Origin of the sequence: Serratia sp. 2723, assembly GCF_050434425.1 — a bacterium.
In the GTDB taxonomy this organism is placed as follows: domain Bacteria; phylum Pseudomonadota; class Gammaproteobacteria; order Enterobacterales; family Enterobacteriaceae; genus Chania.
This window is the reverse complement of the sequence record NZ_JBNDIN010000001.1, coordinates 199,920-218,233: the sequence shown is the minus strand read 5'-3', so window position 1 is coordinate 218,233 and position 18,314 is coordinate 199,920. Positions and strand designations below refer to the sequence as shown.

Genomic DNA, 18,314 nt, shown 5'->3' with positions numbered 1-18,314 from the left:
CTCAGGCCACCGGTACGCCGCTATGGAAGCGGAACTCGGTGTCCGGTGAGCGGATCAGCTCCGCCTCCAACTGGCCAAAAAACGCCACGCGTTCGCTGATATCGCCGCCGGCAATCTGCTCTGCCAGCGTCAGGTAATCCTGGTAATGGCGGGCTTCGGAGCGCAGCAGCGAAACATAGAACCGGTTCAGCTCATCGTCCAGGAACGGGGCCAGCTTGGCGAAGCGTTCGCAGGAACGGGCCTCGATATACGCACCGCAAATCAGTTTATCGATCAGAGTGGCCGGATCGTGAGTGCGTACCTCGCGGATCATGCTTTTGGCATAGCGGCTGGCGGTGATCTTTCTATACGGGATCTGCCGGGCCTGCATGATCTCCAGCACCTGCGAGAAGTGATGCAGCTCCTCTTTGATCAGCAACACCATCTTGTCGACCAGATCCTGGCCGTAGGCCGAGCCGTTCTTCGGCAGGATCTTCCTGGTAAACGCGCTCTGGCGGAACAGCTCTTCCGGCACTTCCTGCGCCTCATGCACAAACGCCTCATAGGGCCTGAGCAAGGCCAGCAGGGCATCGCCACTCTCTTTGTCGGCCACGTAGCGGCGGATCAGCCACATGCCGGTCTGCGCCGCTTTCAGCTCGCAGACCAGGTGGTCGGTCAGCAACAGTGGCAGGTTTTCCGGGCGACGGGCCGCTTCGATCCATCCATCCGGGGTTTCACAGTGCAGGAAGTTTAAAATCGGGGATAACAGGGATTGGTATTTCATCGGGTTCTATCAGGGGCCAGCTTGCGCCAGCCCGCAGGATTTAATTAATGACGTTTGCCGTCGTCGTCTTCGTCGATAAAGTCGCCGTCTTCTTCTTCTTCGTCGTCGCCTTCTTCACCGTTCGGATCTTCATAGTAGGTACCCCAACCGTCGTAATTGACACCGCATTTTTCTGCCAGTGCCACCAGTTGTTCTACCTGGCTGTCGATCAGCTCGGCGTTCAGCGCCACTTCGCTGATCACGTCACAGCACATCACCATGGAGCCATCTTCCACTTCCAGCTCTTCGGCATCGGTCACTTCGTAGCCCAACTTGAAGGCTTCCACAGCGGCCTGCTCCAAAACTTCAAACTTTTCGGCAGAGAAATGGTGCTCGATGGTGTAGAGCGCATCCGGATCGCTGCCGTCTTCCAGCAGTTCTTCGATGATCAGGCGGGTCTCTTCACGTTGTTCTTCCAGCAATTCGCGGTTTGCCATGCCTCTATCCTCAATAAAATGGGCTTCGTTACTGCTATTTTCACACACCGCTGTCACCGCTGCCACGATAAACGTGAAAGATTTCTGCCCTGGGGTTGAAATTGAATATTCATACATATAAAGTGAATTTAAATTCAATCAAAACGATAGGGATTTACGGAGATGAGCCAGATGAACCCGTTCTACAGTCGTCACTTTTTGAGATTAATGGATTTTACCCCCAGTGAGATCCAGTCCTTGCTGCAGTTGGCCGCCGATTTGAAGCAGGCCAAGAAGCAGGGCCAGGAAACCCGCCATCTGCAAGGCAAGAACATTGCGCTCATCTTCGAAAAAGACTCCACCCGTACCCGATGCTCTTTCGAAGTTGCCGCATTCGATCAGGGTGCTCAGGTGACCTACCTTGGCCCAAGCGGCAGCCAGATCGGCCATAAAGAGTCGATGAAAGACACCGCCCGCGTGCTGGGCCGGATGTACGACGGTATTCAATATCGCGGTTTTGGTCAGTGCCTGGTGGAAACCTTGGCAGAACACGCCGGTGTACCGGTATGGAATGGCCTGACCAATGAGTTCCATCCCACCCAGCTGCTGGCAGATTTGCTCACCGTGCGTGAACACCTGCCTGGGAAAGCGTTGAGCGAGGTGAAGTTCGCCTACGTTGGCGATGCACGCAACAATATGGGCAATACCTTGCTGGAAGCCGCCGCGCTGGTAGGCATGGATCTACGGTTGGTCGCCCCGAAAGCCTGTTGGCCACAGGCCGAACTGGTCGCAGAATGCCAGGCGCTGGCGCAGCAGACCGGTGGCAAAATTACCCTGACGGAAGATATTGCCGAAGGCGTACAGGGGGCCGATTTCCTGTATACCGACGTTTGGGTCTCGATGGGGGAAGCCAAAGAAGTCTGGCAAGAGCGGATTGCCCTACTCAGGCCGTATCAGGTGAATATGGCGATGGTGAAACTGACCGGCAACCCGCAGGTGAAGTTCCTGCACTGCCTGCCAGCATTCCATGACGATCAGACCACGCTGGGTAAACAGATGGCCGAGCAGTACGGTATGCACGGCGGTATGGAAGTGACCAACGAGGTGTTCGAATCCGCGCACAGCATCGTGTTCGATCAGGCAGAGAACCGCCTGCACACCATCAAGGCAGTGATGGTCGCCACGCTGAGCAAAACCCTGTAAATCGCCCTCTCCAAAAACCCTTCTTAGTGAAGGGTTTTTCTAGTCAACACCCCCGTCTGGTTCTATAGTCTTTTTCGTTATTGTTAATAACTTATTGGCCTTTGCCTGTTTTTTACCAACGTTCTACCGTGACATTCTGGCGGCGGAAATGCCGTAAAAAACAATGAGAACAACCTCTTCTCCGTTCTGGTTTACCGGCACATTCAAGGGAAAACGTCTATGAAAGCCAAAGTCTTGCCGCTGTTTATTCTTGCCGCCCTCTCCACGAGCGCACTGGCCGCCACGCCGCCGAATACGCTGGTGGTGGTGCAGTCACTGGATGATATCGTCAGCCTGGATCCGGCGGAGGCCAATGAGCTTTCCAGCATCCAGACCGTCCCCAGCCTCTATCAACGCCTGGTGCAGGCCGATCGTGATAATCCGGCCAAGGTGATCCCGGTGCTGGCGGAAAGCTGGCAGGATGATGCCGCCGCCAAGACCCTGACGGTCAAGCTGCGCCCACAGGCAGCGTTTTCCTCCGGTAACCCGCTGACCGCCGACGACGTGATTTTCTCTTATACCCGCGCGGTGAAGATGAACAAGTCTCCGGCGTTTATCCTCAACGTGCTCGGCTGGCAGCCGGGCAATATCGAACAACAGCTGAAAAAGATCGACGAGCATACCGTGCAACTGAGCTGGACGGCAGACGTCAGCCCGGCGGTTGCCCTGAATATCCTCTCGACGCCGATCGCCTCAATCGTCGACAGCAAAGCCGTGCAGCCTAATGTGAAGGGTGATGACTTCGGCAACGCCTGGTTGAAGATGCACTCTGCGGGCAGCGGCCCGTTCAAGATGCGGGTTTACCAGCCACATCAGGCGATCGTGCTGGACGCCAACCCAACCTCACCAGGCGATAAGCCGCTGCTGAGCAATATCATTATCAAAAACGTGCCAGACCCAAGCGCGCGCCGCCTGCTGATCCAGCAAGGGGATGCCGACGTGGCGCGTGAACTCGGCCCGGATCAGACCGCCGCGCTGAAAAGCCAGGCGGGTGTGAAGGTGCTGGAAATCCCTTCCGCCGAGCAGAACTACCTGGTGTTCAACACCGGTAATACCGCCAACCCGCTGCTGAAGAACCCGGCCTTCTGGGAAGCGGCTCGCTATCTGGTGGACTATCAAGGCATCACCAAGGATCTGCTGAAAGGGCAATACTTCGTCCATCAGAGCTTCCTGCCCGTCGGCCTGCCAGGGGCGCTGGAAGATAACCCGTTCAGCTTCGATCCGGCCAAGGCCAAGGCAATCCTGGAAAAAGCCGGGATCACCAACGCCAGCCTGACGCTGGACGTGGAAAACAAACCGCCGTTTATCACCATTGCTCAGTCGTTGCAGGCCAGCTTTGCCCAGGGTGGCGTGAAGCTCGATCTGTTGCCTGCCGCCGGTAGCCAGGTGTATGCCCGCGTACGCGCCAAGCAGCATCAGGCCGCGATCCGCCTGTGGATCCCGGATTACTTCGATGCGCATTCCAACGCCAGCGCCTTCGCCTATAACGATGGCAAAAGCAGCACGGTAGCCGGGCTGAACAGTTGGCAGATCCCTGAGTTGAGCAAACAAACGCTGGCAGCGGTCGCCGAAGCCGATCCGGCCAAACGCACCGCGCTCTACACCGCCATGCAACAGGAATTGCAGCGCAGCTCGCCGTATGTGTTTATCGATCAGGCCAAAACGCAGGTGGTGCTGCGCGATAACGTCAAAGGCTATCAACAGGGCCTGAATGCGGATATGGTCTATTACGATCGCGTTAGCAAATAATCAGGATTGTCATGTCGGTAGCAATAAAATCCACGCCGGGAAACCGTTCCCGGCGTCGTCTTTGGGGGCTGGCGCAGGGGCTGCTTACGCTGGCGCTGACCCTGTTCGGTCTGTTGTTGATCACCTTCCTGCTGTCTGCCCTGTCGCCGGTGGATCGCGTGTTGCAGATCGTCGGCGATCACGCCAGCGCCGCCACCTATGAGCAGGTAAAACAGCAGCTCGGCCTGGATCGCTCTTTGCCGGTGCAGTTCTGGCACTATCTGGAGCGGCTGGCCCATGGCGATCTCGGCACCGCCAGCGCCACCGGCCAACCGGTATTGCAGGATCTGCTGCATGCCTTCCCGGCCACGTTGGAACTGGCTACGCTATCGTTGGTGATTGGTGCCCCGCTCGGCGTGCTGGCTGGCGTGTTGTGCGCGCGCTTTGCCGGCAGCAAGCTGGATATCGGCGTGCGCTTTATTACCCTGCTCGGCAACTCGGTACCCATCTTCTGGCTGGGGCTGCTGATGCTGTTGCTGTTCTACGCCAAACTACAGTGGAGCGCCGGACCGGGGCGGTTGGATGATATCTACCAATACACCGTCGAGGCCAAAACCGGCTTCGCGCTGATTGATACCTGGCTTTCCGGCGATGCGGGGGCCGTGCGTAATGCGCTGGCACATCTGGTGCTGCCGGTCTGCCTGCTGGCCTATTATTCGTTAGCCAGCATTACCCGCCTGACCCGTTCCGCCTGCCTGAGCGAATTGAATAAGGAGTACATCACCCTGGCACGCGCCAAGGGGGCCAGCGAGATGCGCATCATGTTCCGCCACGTGCTGCCCAATATCAGCGGCACCTTGCTGACGGTGATCGCCCTGGCCTATACCAGCATGCTGGAGGGAGCGGTTCTGACCGAAACCGTATTCTCCTGGCCGGGCATTGGCCGCTATCTGACCACCGCGCTGTTTGCCGGGGACACCACCGCCATCATGGGCGGTACGCTGCTGATCGGCCTGTGCTTTGTGATTATCAACAACTTCACCGACCTGCTGGTACGTATGCTCGATCCGAGGGCACGCCAATGACCATGACGCTGCTTAAACGCTCACCTTCCGCCACCTGCGGAGCCACCATTTTGCTATTACTGGTGCTGATAGCGCTGTTTGCGCCTTGGTTGGCATCGGTCGATCCCAACTGGCAAAACGCCGCCAACCGCTTATTACCGCCGGGAGCTGACCATTGGCTCGGCACCGACAGCTATGGCCGCGACGTGCTTTCCCGCCTGATCTACGGCACCCGGCCAACCCTTGGGCTGGTGCTGCTGGTCACGGCAATCACCCTGCCGCTCGGCCTGCTGATTGGCGTGCTATCCGGCTACTACGGCGGCTGGCTGGAGCGCGTGCTGATGCGCTTTACCGACGTGGTAATGTCGATGCCACGGCTGATCCTGGCCTTCGCCTTTGTGGCGATGCTCGGTCCTGGGCTGGTCAATGGCGCACTGGCGTTGGCACTCACCACCTGGCCCGCCTATGCCCGCCAGGCCAGAGCCGAGATCCAGCTGCTGCGTAAAAGCGACTACCTGGCCGCCGCCGAGATGATGGGCATTCAGGGGCCGCGCCTGCTGTGGGGCCATATTCTGCCCATGTGCCTGCCCTCTGCCGTCGTCCGGCTGGCGCTGGATCTGGCGGGAATTATTCTGGCTGCCGCCGGTCTGGGGTTCCTGGGGCTAGGTGCCCGACCACCGATGGCGGAATGGGGATCGATGGTAGCCGACGGAATGCAGGTGATCTTCGATCAATGGTGGATCGCCGCGATCCCCGGCGGTGCGATCCTGATCAGCAGCCTGGCATTTAACCTGCTGGGCGACGGCCTGCGCGACTTACTGGATCCGCATCATGACTGAACCACTGCTGGCAGCACAGAACCTGAGTATCGAATTTAACGGCCACAAGGTGGTGGATAGCCTTTCTCTCAGCATTGGCCGGGAGAAAGTGGCGCTGGTGGGGGAATCCGGCTCCGGCAAATCCATGACCGCCCGCGCCCTGATGGGGCTGGTGCGCAAGCCGGGCATCGTCACCGCCGATAGGCTGCACTACCGTGAGACCGATTTACTGAAGCTTCAGCCACGCCAATGGAACGAGGTACGCGGGGCCAAAATTGCCATGGTGCTGCAAGATCCGCGCTATGCGCTGAACCCGGTGCGCAGCATCGGTAAGCAGATCGAAGAATCCCTGGTGCTGCATAACGCACTGACCCGGGCCGATCGCCATGAGCGGGTGCTGAACTCACTGGCCGCCGTCGGCTTGCCGGAGAGCCTTTATCACAGCTACCCCGGCCAGCTTTCCGGCGGCATGGGCCAGCGAGCCATGTTGGCGATTGCGCTGGTCAACGATCCGCAACTGCTGATTGCCGATGAGCCAACCTCGGCGCTGGATGCCAGATTGCGTAATCAGATCCTCGATCTGATCGTCGAACAGACCACCCGGCGAAACATGGGGCTGTTGCTGATCAGCCACGATCTGCCGCTGGTGGCCGAGCACTGCGATCGAGTGCTGGTGATGTATCAGGGCAAACTGGTGGATCAGGGGATCGCGGCTAACCTGCCGCTGGCGACCCATCCTTATACCCGCACGCTGTGGGCCTGCCGCCCCAATGCCAGCACCTACGGCCAGGATTTGCCGGTGCTGGATCGCAGCCTCGATTTTACCCGGAGCGAACATGGCGCTGATTGAAATTGAAAATTTGCAGGTCAGTTTCCCGCAGGGTAATGGCCATAAAATCGCCGTGGAGTCGGTGAGCTTTAGCGTTGAGGCGGGGGAAACCTTCAGCCTGATTGGCGCTTCCGGCTGTGGCAAGTCCACCGTGCTGCGCGTACTGGCCGGTTTGCAACGTGAATGGCGCGGCGAAATATGCTTGCTCGGCCAGCCTCTGCAACCACAGCAACGCTTCACCGGCCAATTACGCCGCGACGTGCAGATGGTATTTCAAGATCCCTATGCTTCGTTACATCCGCAGCATCAGATTGCCCGTACGCTGGGTGAACCGTTGAAGATCCACGGTGAGAAACACATTGCGGCGCGGATCGACGAAGCCTTGCGGCAGGTAGGGTTGAGCGCGGCCACCGCACAGCGCTATCCCCACCAGCTTTCAGGCGGCCAACGCCAGCGCGTCGCTATCGCCCGTGCCTTGTTGTTGCGGCCTAAGCTACTGCTATTGGATGAACCCACCTCGGCGCTGGATATGTCGGTACAGGCGGAGATCCTCAACCTGCTCAACCATCTCAAACGCGAGCATGGCATGACCTACCTGCTGGTCAGCCACGACGGTGATGTGATTGCCCATATGTCCGAACGGGCCGCCCTGATGGCGAACGGCCACATCGTGCAGCATTACCACCGGGCTGCCTTACAGGCCGGCGAACATATGCAGGATTAAACGCTAGCGGCAACGTGGCCACACCACCAGACACCGAGTACGACTCGCGGCGGTAATCGCCAAGCCAATCGTTTGCGAAATCGCAAAAAGTGGTGTTTTTACCCTTGCAGAGAAAAAAAGCGCGAGTATAATGCGCGACAATTTGCCAGGAGAAAGCATGAAAAACGACCTTTGTTTTGTTCGCCACACTCGACAAAACCGCCAGCCAATCGGCGGGCAGCTGCCGTTATTTCCCCTGTTGCATGAACCATCATTTAAAGCCCCTCGTTGAGGGGCTTTTTTTTGTCCAAAGCATTGCTATTACATTGAAAAGCCCCGCGCCAAGGGCACGAGTCGAGGAGAGTGAACATGGCCAATCCGCTGTATCGCAAGAACATCATCTCTATTAACGATCTCAGCCGTGAAGATCTGGAGCTGGTGCTCAGCACCGCCGCCAGCCTGAAAGCTAACCCGCAGCCGGAGCTGCTCAAACACCTGGTGATCGCCAGCTGCTTCTTTGAAGCGTCTACGCGTACCCGCCTGTCGTTTGAGACCGCCATCCAGCGCCTGGGGGCTTCGGTGGTCGGCTTCTCCGACAGCAGCAACACCTCCCTCGGCAAGAAGGGCGAAACGCTGGCCGATACCATCTCGGTGATCAGCACCTACGTTGATGCCATCGTGATGCGTCATCCGCAGGAAGGGGCTTCCCGTCTGGCCGCTGAATTCTCTGGCGGTATCCCGGTGTTGAACGCCGGTGACGGCTCGAACCAGCACCCGACCCAAACGCTGCTGGATCTGTTCACCATCCAGGAAACCCAGGGCCGCCTGAGCAATATCAATATCGCCATGGTCGGCGACCTGAAATATGGCCGCACCGTACACTCACTCACCCAGGCGCTGGCAAAATATGAAGGGAATCACTTCTTCTTCATCGCGCCAGACGCTTTGGCAATGCCGAGCTATATCCTGAAGATGCTGGACGAAAAAGGCATCTCCTACAGCCGCCACAACAGCATTGAGGAAGTGGTGCCGGAACTGGATATTCTGTATATGACCCGCGTACAGAAAGAGCGCCTGGACCCGTCCGAATACGCCAACGTGAAGGCGCAGTTCATCCTGCGGGCTTCTGACCTGGCCGGTGCCCGGGACAACATGAAGGTGCTGCATCCGCTGCCGCGCATCGATGAGATTGCCATTGAGGTGGACAAGACACCGTATGCCCACTATTTCCAACAGGCAGGCAACGGTATTTACGCCCGTCAGGCGCTGTTGGCACTGGTTTTAAACGCAGAATTGGCTCTTTAAGGGGGAACCGTCATGACTCACGATAACAAACTCCAGGTTGAAGCGATCAAGTGCGGCACGGTGATCGACCATATTCCGGCGCAAATCGGCTTTAAGCTGCTCTCACTGTTTAAACTGACCGCCACCGATCAACGCATCACCATCGGCCTGAACCTGCCCTCCAAAGAGCTGGGCCGCAAGGATCTGATCAAGATCGAGAATACCTTCCTGACCGAGCAGCAGGCCAACCAGCTGGCGATGTACGCGCCCAAGGCTACGGTCAACCGTATCGATAACTATGAAGTGGTGCGCAAGCTGACGCTCAGCCTGCCGGATCGTATCGACGGCGTGCTGACCTGCCCGAACAGCAACTGCATCAGCCGCAGCGAGCCGGTAGCCTCCAGTTTCAGCGTCAAATCTCACGCCGGGGAAGTACACCTCAAGTGCCGTTACTGCGAGAAAGAGTTCGATCATCAAGTGGTATTACAGACGGACTAAAATCGGGGGCTTGCGCTGTTAATCTGGCGGGTACCCTTTATAATGGGGACGTCGTAGGGCGCTGCATGCTGCGTCCATGTGAGTTTACGGCGAGTCGACTCGCCGTGTGAACAATAACAGGATATCAGGAGAAAAAATGTCACGTAATATCAGCACTGAACTCGCGCCAGCCGCCATTGGTCCTTACGTGCAGGGCGTTGACCTGGGCAGCATGATCATCACCTCCGGCCAGATACCGGTCGATCCAAAAACCGGTGCCGTACCCGACGACGTTGCTGCTCAGGCGCGCCAGTCACTGGACAACGTGAAGGCGATCGTGGAAGCCGCTGGCCTGAAAGTGGGCGACATCGTCAAAACCACCGTTTTCGTCAAAGATCTCAACGACTTCGCTACCGTTAACGCGGCCTACGAAGCGTTCTTCACCGAGCACAACGCCTCGTTCCCAGCGCGTTCTTGCGTTGAAGTGGCACGTTTGCCAAAAGACGTGAAAATCGAGATCGAAGCCATCGCCGTTCGCCGTTAATCGGCAACCCGGTGCGATCGAATGCGGCCAGCCTTTGCTGGCCGTTTTATTTCGCGGTTACTGACCAGCCATAATATCCCGGCTAGCGCATTCAGGATCGGCCTGCGTGGAAACGGACTCCATCATAAAACCACCGACAATCGCTTGAATCATAAAATAGGTCTGCTGTTCCGCAGCCGCAGGTTTTGAGCGGGATGCATCACGCGCACTAAACAGCATCTCGACCTGATAACGTTCTGGTTTACCCTTGCACTGGCGCACTGCCCCGTAATTTCCAGAGCGGTTTCTCAACAACTGGTGCTGTTCTGCCAGTGCGCTGGCAGCCTGTGGCATACTCCAGCGGTTTGCCGTCTCGTCGTCAACCTGTAACCATTCATCCACAAAATCGCGCCCGTTCATGGCCGCCGGTTGAATGCGCTCTACCCGCTCGCCTTTGATGCGATAGTGGAAGATCCCTTGGCGCGTCATCACGTCCGAATCCAACATGCCTACCTCTGCCCGCACTTCAAACCCCTGCGGGGTGGTTTTAAGACGTAGTGCTGGCGTGTCGTCGTCCGTAAAGCGGATATAACCTTCCTGGGTATGAAATAGCGTATGCTGCTCCGCATTCTGCGTTGCCAATTCAATCAAATTGAGTTGAAACACGCTTCACCGAGACGTGCACCAGGGTGTACCCTGTGCCACTACCATTCTGGGTGTTGCGGTTGACTGTGGGGAAGGGATCAGGTGGTAGGTAAAGTTGTCGCCAAAAGCACCCGAAATCTTCTGATAGTCATCGCTTTGCCAGCGCAGAATGCGGCTCCACTTCCCCTCATGCCGCTGATAGGCAAGCAGCACGTTGTCGTCGCCACAGGGAATAGCAAACCCACTGCGGATCAAGATGATATCGGGGAATTCAGGCTGGCGGGTGACTTCAAAACCTGGCTCTGAGCCATAGAAGTTCAACTCCGGCGCTTGTACTGGCAAAGCGACCATGGGTAACAGCGCTTGCTGAAGTGAGGCGTTATCGCTGAGGGAGCCAGTTCAGTGCTGTTATCAGGTGCGGGAGTTAGTCTGTGACATGTAAACCGATCATAGTCAATCTGTGGCATGTACAGTCCCCTCTGCATTTCCCCAAGGAGAGGGAGCTGATAGCCTCTGCTCTTTTGGAAGTAAAGAGGTAATAGCGCCCAGAGCCAAGGTAAGTCACTACAATTTCAAACACACTCGGTCGGTTCCCTCTCCCTGTGGGAGAGGGTTAGGGTGAGGGGTCACTTCAAACGCGTAAAACCCGCTTCCAGATCGGCGATCAGGTCGTCAATATTCTCAAAACCAATATGAACACGCACTAACGTGCCGGTAAAGTCTACCTTGGCCGCCGGACGAATTTCGTTCAGTTCTTCCGGCTGGTTGGCCAGGATCAGCGATTCAAACCCGCCCCACGAATAGGCCATGCTGAAGTGTTCAAAATGGTCCAGATAGTGGGCGATCTGCTCATTGGTCAGCCGCGCTTTCAGCACAAAGGAGAATAGCCCGCAGCTGCCGCTGAAATCCCGCTGGAAGAACTCATGCCCTTTGCAAGAAGGCAGTGCCGGGTGGTTGACCCGCTCCACCTCTGGCCGAGCCGCCAGCCATTGGGCAATGGCGATGCTGCTGATCTCATGCTGCTTGAGGCGCACACCCAGCGTTCTCAGCCCACGGCTGCCATTATAGGCGGTATCCGCATCGGCCATTTGCCCCATCAGGTAGGAGTTCTCACGCAGCTGGTCCCAGCAACGGGCGTTCGACACGGCGGTGCCTAACATAGCGTCGGAATGACCAATGATGTACTTGGTTCCGGCCTGAATCGAGATATCCACATCATAATCCAGCGCCTTGAACAGAATGCCCGCCGCCCAGGTGTTATCAATCATGATGACGATATCAGGGTTCACCGCCCGGGCCGCCTTCACCATCGCCGGTACGTCCTGGACTTCCATGGTGATAGAGCTTGGGGATTCAAGGAACAGCACTTTGGTATTGGGCTGGATCAGCTCGGCGATCCCGGCACCGATCAGCGGGTCGTAATAGGTGGTTGCCACGCCCAGCTTGCTCAGGATCTTGTTGCAGAAATCCTGCGTCGGCTCATAGGCGGCTCCGGTCATCAGGATATGGTCGCCACTGGCAACAAACGCCAGGATAGCATTGGTGACAGCTGCCGCCCCACAAGGGTAAAGCGAGCAGCCTACCCCGCCTTCCAGCTCGGCCATCGCGTCCTGGAATGAGAAATGCGTCAGGGTGCCGCGACGCCCATAGAATAACTCCCCTTTGGCACGGTTGGCGGTGGCAAACTTTTTGGCCTTCACCGTATCGAAGGTTAAGGAAGAGGCGCGTTGGATCACCGGGTTGACCGATCCTTGAGTGAATCGAGGCTTACGGCCAGCGGTGACCAGGGCGGTTTCTATTTTTTTAGCTGTCATAATCTGCCTGCTATTTATCGTCAATCAATAAAGTAGAGTGATATCCTCCACCTTTCAAGCTGAAGCTTGCTAACGATAAAGCTATCACTAAAGAAAATAGGGGGGCGCAGCAATGGCGGCCCTCCCCCTGTCAGAATTACTGCACCGCCACTGCGCGCAGCAGCCTTTCCAGTGGGTACACCGCCGCAATCACCACTTCATCCCGGATCTGTGCTGCCGTGTCCAGCTGTTGCTGGGCCTGTTCTGCCTCGGCTTTATTCAAGGGCTTCCCTTGCTGATAGCGCTCCAGCAGCATCAAGCCCAGATCGGCCAACGCGCTGACATCCTGTGCCACCGGTGCCAAGTCTTTCATCACCACATTACCGGCTATCGCCTGCTTCACCGGTGCACCGTTACGTTGCCAGCGTTGCAGGCGTTCACGGATCGCCTCCGCCGCCGCCCGATGGTTCTTGTCTTTAAGCAGCAACGCCACTTGCTTATCGAGATTGCGTACCGCCGTACTTTCCGGTGGGATAGCATCAGCAAAGCGGTTTAGCGGCTCAAACTGGTGGTAATTACCTGCCTTGAACTTCAGATGCTGGCGGGTGTAATACTGCCCCGGCTCCACCGCTTCGGCCAAGACCTGCAATGGGGTAATATCTACGCTGTTAGCCAAACGGGTAAACTCACGCGCCGTTTCAGCGTGCTGTTGCAGGCCAACAGACACCACCGACCAGGCATCTATCGCAGCCAGGCGTTGGTACATATTATCCTCGTTGGTTACATCCTTGGCCGACCACATACGCTCCGCCACGGCAAAGGTTCTTGGCCACAGCTTGAGATCCAGCACCGGTGCACGGATGTTTTCCGCCCAGAAAGCGGCTTCGCCCCCCAGAATATTGGCCTGATGCTGCTCATCCGGCACCACTGGCATCACGCCCGCCGGGATCGCCCTCAATTTACTGCCGCTGGTTGGATAGCGCACGTTGCCTACCAGCGTGTAACCGCTCAGTTGATCCTGCTGTAAGGTGAATACCGGACGCGTGTCGCCCATCCAGGTATCAATGCGGAAGGTCACCTGCTCTGGCGTACGCCATTCAATGTCCCGCACCGCTCGGCGCGATTTGTCTTTGAAATCGATAAAGCCACGCCACCCCTGCTTGCCTTCGATCAGCGTGAAGGTGCCTTCCACTGGGCTACCCTTGATACGCGGCATGCTGAATTGCCAGCTCTGCGCCTGCTCTCCCGCCTGTACGTTGGTATCGACCCCCAGCGGCTGCGGCAAAATTTCATTGCGATAGTGGTAGGCGGTGCTGTGCGGCTGATCGAGATAGAAACCGGTGGAGAGGATGCCTTGATAGCCATCCTGAGCGCTGGCCCCCAAAGAGTCTGGCCCACGCCAGGATTGGATCACGATGGTACGCGGCAAGGTCGGATGGTATATCTCATCCCAACCCACCATGCGGCGCTGATGCTTTTCGAGGATCTTTTCCAGCTTCTGGTTGAAGACAGCCTGCAACGCATGCGTATCCGCCAACTGGTTCTGCTGCATAAACGCCTGGATGGTTTCTGACGCTTTCCACTGGCTGGCATCCACCTCATCCCCACCAATATGCAGGTAAGGATCGGGGAAGATCGCCACCAGTTCGCCGATGATGCTATCGACAAACTGATAAACCTGGTCGTTCGAAGGATCGAGTGTAGGCTTGTGGACACCCCAGTGGCGTTCCATCTGATACGGCCCCGGCGCACTCAGCAACTCTGGATAGGCGACGGCAATGGTCGAAGCATGGCCCGGCAGATCGATTTCGGGCACCACGCGGATGCCCCGCGCCGTGGCGTAAGCGACCACCTGCTGCATCTGCTCACGGGTGTAGAAATGACCGTCGCTGGCCAGTTGCTGTAGCTTTGGATAGTGCTCGGAGGCAAAGCGCCAGCCCTGATCGTCGGTCAGATGCCAGTGGAATACGTTGAGTTTGGCCGCCGCCATGCCATCAAGCTGCCGCAGAATATCCTCCACCGGCAGGAAGTGGCGCGCCGAATCCAGCAACACGCCACGCCATGGGAAGCGCGGGACGTCGGTAATATTCACCAATGGCATAAAGGTGTTTTCGCCATCGGTCTGCACCAGTTGCAGCAGTGTTTCCATACCGCGTAATGCACCGAAGCGTGTGTTGGCCGTCAACGTGGCACCCTGCGGCGTGACCTTGAGCTGGTAGCTTTCATCGCTGTCCGGTAGCGGCTGGGCTGCAACCTGATGTTTGATGATGATGTTGATCGTTGCCGCTTGGTTTTTCTCGCCCTGTGGGGCCAACGTCCAACCGGTTTGGCGTTCCAGGCGATCGCGCCAGCGAGTCTGCGCTTCGCTCAAGTCGTCCCCCTGAACGTTGAAAGATAAGCGGTAATCCAGCACCAGCTTGCCTTGCGGCTGAGCTAACTCAACCTGCTGCGGCCAGGGCATCAGCGGCAGACCGCCAGCCGGTTGAGCCAGCGCATTCAGGGAAAATAACAGCGAAGAAGCCAGTAGCGTATAACTGAAGGGTTTGTGCATCGGAAATTCCTCAGAGGAAAAAATCAATCTAGCCAAGGAAGTAGATAAAGACTGAGCTGGGGAGAGATGTCCAACCGCAGGGGCAAAACGGTGCGATGGATCACAGATTGATGCCCCCTCACCCCAACCCTCTCCCACAGGGAGAGGGAGCTAGCTTGGCGTTGTCATCACGTCCGCGATCAATCTATTTCAACACTAAAGGAGGCTGGTTCGGCATTGCCGTCAAATGCTACGATGACGCTATTTCAACGCAAAAGGGAGCTGATTAGCGCCGTGATCGGGTAAGTTTCTGCAACTGATGGCGAACTCGATCGGTCCCCTCTCCCTGTGGGAGAGGGTTAGGGTGAGGGTGAGGGGCCCATCTGCAAGTTTACTGCCAGCCATACCGGCGAACAAACCAGCCTTTCACACACTGGGTCAGTACCATGTAGCCCGCCAGGATCAGCACCAGCCAAGGGAAGTAGCTCAGCGGCAACGCCTGCAACTGCAGGAAGCCAGCCAGCGGCGAGCAGGTCAGGCCGATACCGATGGCGATCACCGCCAACGTCATCACACACAGCGGCCAGGATGGGCGGCTCTGAATAAACGGAATTTTGCGCGTACGGATCATATGGACGATCAGCGTCTGCGACAGCAGCCCTTCCACAAACCAGCCAGACTGGAACAGCGTCTGCATTTCCGGCGTATTAGCCTGGAACACGTACCACATCAGGGCAAAGGTCAGCACGTCGAAGATCGAGCTGATCGGCCCGAAGAACACCATAAAGCGCCCCAGATCGCCGGAGTTCCAACGCTGTGGCTTGGTGATCTGATCGTCATCAACGTTGTCGAACGGAATGGCAATCTGTGAAATATCGTACAGCAGGTTCTGGATCAACAGATGCAGCGGTAACATCGGCAGGAAAGGTAAAAAGGCGCTGGCGATCAGCACGCTGAAGACGTTACCGAAGTTGGAGCTGGCGGTCATCTTGATGTATTTCAGCATGTTGGCAAACGTGCGGCGGCCTTCGATGACCCCCTGTTCCAGCACCAGCAGGCTTTTTTCCAACAGGATGATATCCGCCGCTTCCTTGGCGATATCCACCGCCGAGTCCACCGATATGCCGATATCCGCCGCGCGCAGCGCCGGGGCATCGTTAATACCGTCGCCCATAAAGCCCACCACGTGGCCCTGCTTACGCAGCAGTTGGACGATGCGTTCTTTGTGCAGCGGCGTCAGCTTGGCAAACACCGTGGTACGCGCCGCCGCTGCTACCAGCGTGGCGTCGTCCATCAGTTCGATCTCGCTGCCACGCAGGATATGCTCCGCGTCCAGCCCTACGTCCTTACACACCTTGGCGGCGACCAGTTCGTTGTCACCAGTGAGGATCTTGACGATCACGCCATTCTTTTTCAGCGCGGCCAATGCCGGAGCGGTGCTCTCCTTCGGTGGATCGAGGAAGGCGATATAACCTTCGAGGATCAGATCCGATTCATCCGCTACGCCATACTGATGATCCGTCGTCGGCAGGATCTTGTTGGCCACCGCCACCACGCGTAGCCCTTGCTGATTGAGATCGTCGGTGACGCGGCGGATACGCGCCAACAGCGCTTCGCTGAGCGGGATCACGTCATCGTTCTGCCGCACGTGGCTACAAATCGACAGCATCTCTTCCAGTGCGCCCTTGCAGATCAGTTCGTGGTACTGCGCCTCTTTCGCTACCACCACTGACATGCGGCGGCGCTCGAAATCGAACGGGATCTCGTCCACTTTACGGTAATGCTGCAACACGTCCGGCTGTTGGCTTTCCTCGGCACAGGCCAGCACCGCCACATCCAGCAGGTTTTTCAGCCCGGTCTGGTAGAAGCTGTTCAACCAGGCATAGCGCAGCGCCCGCTCGCTGTTGGCACCAAAAACATCGGTATGGCGCTCCAGCACAATTTTATCCTGGGTCAGCGTGCCGGTTTTATCGGTGCACAGAATATCCATCGCGCCAAAGTTCTGGATCGCGTCCAGACGTTTAACGATCACCTTTTGCCGCGACAGCTTGACCGCCCCTTTCGCCAAGGTAGAGGTGACGATCATCGGCAACATTTCCGGCGTCAGCCCCACTGCCACCGAGAGTGCAAACAGCGCCGCTTCCCACCAGTCGCCTTTGGTGAAACCATTAATCAGCAGCACGATCGGCGTCATCACCAGCATGAAGCGGATCAACAGCCAGCTCACTTTGCTGATCCCAGCCTGGAAGGCATTGGGTTGCTCATCCTGGCTGGTCACCCGCTGCGCCAACTGGCCGAAGTAGGTTTCGCTACCGGTGCCGATCACCATGGCCAGCGCAGTGCCGCTGACGACGTTAGTGCCCATGAAACACAGGTTTTGGCACTCCAACGGATCGCTCACCTGGCCACGAGGATCCGCCACTTTTTCTACCGGCAGCGATTCACCGGTCAGTGCCGCCTGGCTGATAAACAGATCTTTGGCAGACAGCAACCGCAGATCCGCCGGGATCATATCCCCAGCCGATAGCTTGATAATATCGCCCGGCACCAGTTGTGAGATCGGCAGTTCGCTATGCTCGCTTTTACCGGTGTGTGCATCGCTGCGGTATACCGTTGCAGTGTTGCTGACCATCGCCTTCAGCGCATCCGCCGCCTTGTTGGAGCGGGCTTCCTGAATAAAGTGCAGCAGCGTGGAGATCAGCACCATCAGCCCAATCACCAGCGCTGCGATCAGATCCTCGGTGGCGTAGGAAATCAGCCCCAGTACGGTCAACAGGAGGTTGAAGGGGTTGCTGTAGCAGTGCCACAAATGCTTCCACCAACTTTCGGCCAGCTGGTTTTCGATGGTGTTGCTGCCAAACTGGCCGCGGGCGGTTGCTGCTTCCTGCTCGGTGATACCTTCCGGGTGGCTGTTGAAACGCTCATACAGCTGCATCGCGCTGGCGGCGGCACATTCCAGGCGTTGTTGCGCCAAACCGGCAGGCAGCTCTTGCGCCGATCCACTGACGCTTTCCAACAGCGCATCACGCCGTACCAGGCGGCGTGGCAAATTACGGCTGAGCAGACCCAGCAGCCGACGGGGGATTTGTTTAAATTTCATCGTTCGCACCTCATTGCCCAGCGCCTCACGGCAGTGGGTGAACGGCGGATCGGCTCGCTGGCACGATTTTCGGACGCGCCAAAAATCCTCCGCCGGAGCAGATCACTGATTTTCAATCACAACAGAGGCGAACTATCGAGCAAGTGCCGCTGCTTACCAAAACCGGTAAAACAGCAACGCAGAGCGGAGAGGTTTTACCGGGGAACCGAATGAGTAGTGTCGGGGCTCGGATCAGGATCCATTCAGGGATTAACCTCAGGTCAAAGAAAAAGTGGGAACGACAGTGGCGGCCATTCCGTTTTGCAACACTATGGGCTGCGCACCAAGATCCGCGCGTTAAAATGCGCTATGGTAGCGAGC

At 57.4% G+C, this 18,314-nt stretch carries 16 protein-coding genes; 9 read left to right on the top strand and 7 right to left on the bottom strand.

Annotated features, from left to right (window positions below; genetic code table 11):
* Position 1: 1 nt before the first annotated feature.
* Positions 2-763: a tRNA isopentenyl-2-thiomethyl-A-37 hydroxylase MiaE gene (gene miaE / locus ABIE29_RS01020; protein WP_021807809.1), complete on the bottom strand. Its 762-nt coding sequence runs from the start codon at positions 761-763 to the stop codon at positions 2-4.
* A gap of 44 nt (positions 764-807) precedes the next feature.
* Complete coding sequence (gene rraB / locus ABIE29_RS01015) at positions 808-1,239, bottom strand: ribonuclease E inhibitor RraB (protein ID WP_429616336.1); 432 nt, start codon at positions 1,237-1,239, stop codon at positions 808-810.
* Between the two features lie 162 nt (positions 1,240-1,401).
* Here rraB and argF point away from each other — a divergent pair, with 162 nt between their 5' ends.
* The 9 genes from argF (at position 1,402) to ridA (ending at position 9,907) form a co-directional block, all read left to right on the top strand.
* Positions 1,402-2,421 (top strand): ornithine carbamoyltransferase, encoded by a 1,020-nt coding sequence (gene argF / locus ABIE29_RS01010; protein WP_429616334.1) that lies wholly within the window; start codon positions 1,402-1,404, stop codon positions 2,419-2,421.
* A 219-nt stretch (positions 2,422-2,640) separates the two neighbouring features.
* A complete protein-coding gene (locus tag ABIE29_RS01005; RefSeq protein ID WP_429616332.1) occupies positions 2,641-4,209 on the top strand; it encodes an ABC transporter substrate-binding protein in 1,569 nt (522 codons plus the stop codon).
* Between the two features lie 11 nt (positions 4,210-4,220).
* Positions 4,221-5,273: an ABC transporter permease gene (locus ABIE29_RS01000; protein ID WP_429616330.1), complete on the top strand. Its 1,053-nt coding sequence runs from the start codon at positions 4,221-4,223 to the stop codon at positions 5,271-5,273.
* Entirely contained in the window at positions 5,270-6,091 is an 822-nt protein-coding gene (locus ABIE29_RS00995) for an ABC transporter permease (protein WP_429616328.1), read from the top strand. The genes ABIE29_RS01000 and ABIE29_RS00995 overlap by 4 nt, the downstream gene beginning before the upstream one ends.
* Positions 6,084-6,920: an ABC transporter ATP-binding protein gene (locus ABIE29_RS00990; RefSeq protein ID WP_429616327.1), complete on the top strand. Its 837-nt coding sequence runs from the start codon at positions 6,084-6,086 to the stop codon at positions 6,918-6,920. Before ABIE29_RS00995 ends, ABIE29_RS00990 begins: the two co-directional genes overlap by 8 nt.
* Positions 6,907-7,623, top strand: a complete 717-nt coding sequence (locus ABIE29_RS00985; protein WP_429616325.1) for an ABC transporter ATP-binding protein — start codon at positions 6,907-6,909, stop codon at positions 7,621-7,623. Before ABIE29_RS00990 ends, ABIE29_RS00985 begins: the two co-directional genes overlap by 14 nt.
* A 348-nt stretch (positions 7,624-7,971) precedes the next feature.
* Positions 7,972-8,907: an aspartate carbamoyltransferase gene (gene pyrB, locus ABIE29_RS00980; RefSeq protein WP_021179101.1), complete on the top strand. Its 936-nt coding sequence runs from the start codon at positions 7,972-7,974 to the stop codon at positions 8,905-8,907.
* Between the two features lie 12 nt (positions 8,908-8,919).
* The gene (pyrI, locus tag ABIE29_RS00975; RefSeq protein ID WP_429616322.1) at positions 8,920-9,384 is read left to right on the top strand and encodes an aspartate carbamoyltransferase regulatory subunit; all 465 of its coding nucleotides are present in this window, start codon (positions 8,920-8,922) and stop codon (positions 9,382-9,384) included.
* A 136-nt stretch (positions 9,385-9,520) separates the two neighbouring features.
* Positions 9,521-9,907: a 2-iminobutanoate/2-iminopropanoate deaminase gene (ridA, locus tag ABIE29_RS00970; protein ID WP_429616321.1), complete on the top strand. Its 387-nt coding sequence runs from the start codon at positions 9,521-9,523 to the stop codon at positions 9,905-9,907.
* A 57-nt stretch (positions 9,908-9,964) separates the two neighbouring features.
* Here the strand turns inward: ridA and ABIE29_RS00965 are convergent, their stop codons facing one another.
* The 5 genes from ABIE29_RS00965 to mgtA form a co-directional block, all read right to left on the bottom strand.
* Positions 9,965-10,552 (bottom strand): hypothetical protein, encoded by a 588-nt coding sequence (locus ABIE29_RS00965; protein WP_429616319.1) that lies wholly within the window; start codon positions 10,550-10,552, stop codon positions 9,965-9,967.
* A 3-nt stretch (positions 10,553-10,555) separates the two neighbouring features.
* Positions 10,556-10,882, bottom strand: a complete 327-nt coding sequence (locus tag ABIE29_RS00960) for a hypothetical protein (protein ID WP_429616318.1) — start codon at positions 10,880-10,882, stop codon at positions 10,556-10,558.
* A 275-nt stretch (positions 10,883-11,157) separates the two neighbouring features.
* Entirely contained in the window at positions 11,158-12,345 is a 1,188-nt protein-coding gene (metC, locus tag ABIE29_RS00955) for a cystathionine beta-lyase (RefSeq protein ID WP_429616317.1), read from the bottom strand.
* Between the two features lie 136 nt (positions 12,346-12,481).
* Positions 12,482-14,875: a beta-N-acetylhexosaminidase gene (locus ABIE29_RS00950; RefSeq protein WP_429616316.1), complete on the bottom strand. Its 2,394-nt coding sequence runs from the start codon at positions 14,873-14,875 to the stop codon at positions 12,482-12,484.
* A 370-nt stretch (positions 14,876-15,245) separates the two neighbouring features.
* Entirely contained in the window at positions 15,246-17,954 is a 2,709-nt protein-coding gene (mgtA, locus tag ABIE29_RS00945) for a magnesium-translocating P-type ATPase (protein ID WP_429616315.1), read from the bottom strand.
* Positions 17,955-18,314: the final 360 nt, after the last annotated feature.

What these genes read in the sequence shown, in the direction of transcription:
- mgtA (WP_429616315.1), bottom strand. Translation starts at nt 17,954, where the DNA reads ATGAAATTTAAACAAATCCCCCGTCGGCTGCTGGGTCTGCTCAGCCGT.
- ABIE29_RS01005 (WP_429616332.1), top strand. Translation starts at nt 2,641, where the DNA reads ATGAAAGCCAAAGTCTTGCCGCTGTTTATTCTTGCCGCCCTCTCCACG.
- rraB (WP_429616336.1), bottom strand. Translation starts at nt 1,239, where the DNA reads ATGGCAAACCGCGAATTGCTGGAAGAACAACGTGAAGAGACCCGCCTG.
- pyrB (WP_021179101.1), top strand. Translation starts at nt 7,972, where the DNA reads ATGGCCAATCCGCTGTATCGCAAGAACATCATCTCTATTAACGATCTC.
- ABIE29_RS00985 (WP_429616325.1), top strand. Translation starts at nt 6,907, where the DNA reads ATGGCGCTGATTGAAATTGAAAATTTGCAGGTCAGTTTCCCGCAGGGT.
- argF (WP_429616334.1), top strand. Translation starts at nt 1,402, where the DNA reads ATGAGCCAGATGAACCCGTTCTACAGTCGTCACTTTTTGAGATTAATG.
- ABIE29_RS00990 (WP_429616327.1), top strand. Translation starts at nt 6,084, where the DNA reads ATGACTGAACCACTGCTGGCAGCACAGAACCTGAGTATCGAATTTAAC.
- ABIE29_RS00995 (WP_429616328.1), top strand. Translation starts at nt 5,270, where the DNA reads ATGACCATGACGCTGCTTAAACGCTCACCTTCCGCCACCTGCGGAGCC.
- ABIE29_RS00960 (WP_429616318.1), bottom strand. Translation starts at nt 10,882, where the DNA reads ATGGTCGCTTTGCCAGTACAAGCGCCGGAGTTGAACTTCTATGGCTCA.
- ABIE29_RS01000 (WP_429616330.1), top strand. Translation starts at nt 4,221, where the DNA reads ATGTCGGTAGCAATAAAATCCACGCCGGGAAACCGTTCCCGGCGTCGT.
- metC (WP_429616317.1), bottom strand. Translation starts at nt 12,345, where the DNA reads ATGACAGCTAAAAAAATAGAAACCGCCCTGGTCACCGCTGGCCGTAAG.
- miaE (WP_021807809.1), bottom strand. Translation starts at nt 763, where the DNA reads ATGAAATACCAATCCCTGTTATCCCCGATTTTAAACTTCCTGCACTGT.
- ridA (WP_429616321.1), top strand. Translation starts at nt 9,521, where the DNA reads ATGTCACGTAATATCAGCACTGAACTCGCGCCAGCCGCCATTGGTCCT.
- pyrI (WP_429616322.1), top strand. Translation starts at nt 8,920, where the DNA reads ATGACTCACGATAACAAACTCCAGGTTGAAGCGATCAAGTGCGGCACG.
- ABIE29_RS00950 (WP_429616316.1), bottom strand. Translation starts at nt 14,875, where the DNA reads ATGCACAAACCCTTCAGTTATACGCTACTGGCTTCTTCGCTGTTATTT.